The organism is Streptococcus sp. HMSC10E12 (assembly GCF_001807855.1).
In the GTDB taxonomy this organism is placed as follows: Bacteria; Bacillota; Bacilli; order Lactobacillales; family Streptococcaceae; genus Streptococcus; species Streptococcus salivarius.
This window is the reverse complement of the sequence record NZ_KV791102.1, coordinates 687-1,315: the sequence shown is the minus strand read 5'-3', so window position 1 is coordinate 1,315 and position 629 is coordinate 687. Positions and strand designations below refer to the sequence as shown.

The 629-nt window shown below is 38.2% G+C and carries 1 protein-coding gene; it reads left to right on the top strand.

Annotation, left to right across the window (positions count from 1 at the left end):
- Window positions 1-629: SspB-related isopeptide-forming adhesin (locus tag HMPREF3112_RS11750; RefSeq protein WP_256262679.1), on the top strand; the 629-nt coding region annotated here is incomplete at both ends.

The window sequence follows — 629 nt, the reverse complement described above, 5'->3', positions numbered from 1 at the left end:
CTCCAGAAGAACCTAAGTTCCAACCAGAGAAATATGTATTGAATACAGCTAAATTCTCTATCACTGATAACAAGCTTCTCGATGACGATTCAGAGTTGGCAGACAAGTACAATGATACTAATGCCAACCCATACGCTGACAAAGCTGATAACAACGAAGCAGAAAACATCAATACTAAGTCTGTTAAACGCGGCGAAAAGATCTACTATCAAGTATGGTTGGATACAACTAAATTCGACGCAGCTAACAAAGACAACGTTCAAACTGTAGGAATCACTGATGACTTCGATGAAACTAAGGTTGATGTAGATGGTTCAGCAATCAAAGCTTACGATTCAGTAACTGGAGCTGATGTCACTGATAAATTTGACATTAAAGTTGAAAATGGTGTTATGACTGCAACCCTTAAAGCTGGCTTCACTAAGTCACTTGGCGACGCAGAAAATACTCAAATCATTGATACAACTAAATTTGAATTTGGACGTTACTACAAGTTTGATATTCCAGCAACAGTTAAAGCTGATGTACCTGGTGGTTCAGACATCGAAAATACAGCTGCCCAAGTTGTTAACTATTACAACCCAGTAAGCAAGACAGTTGAAAAACCAAACAAACCAACTGAAAAACGT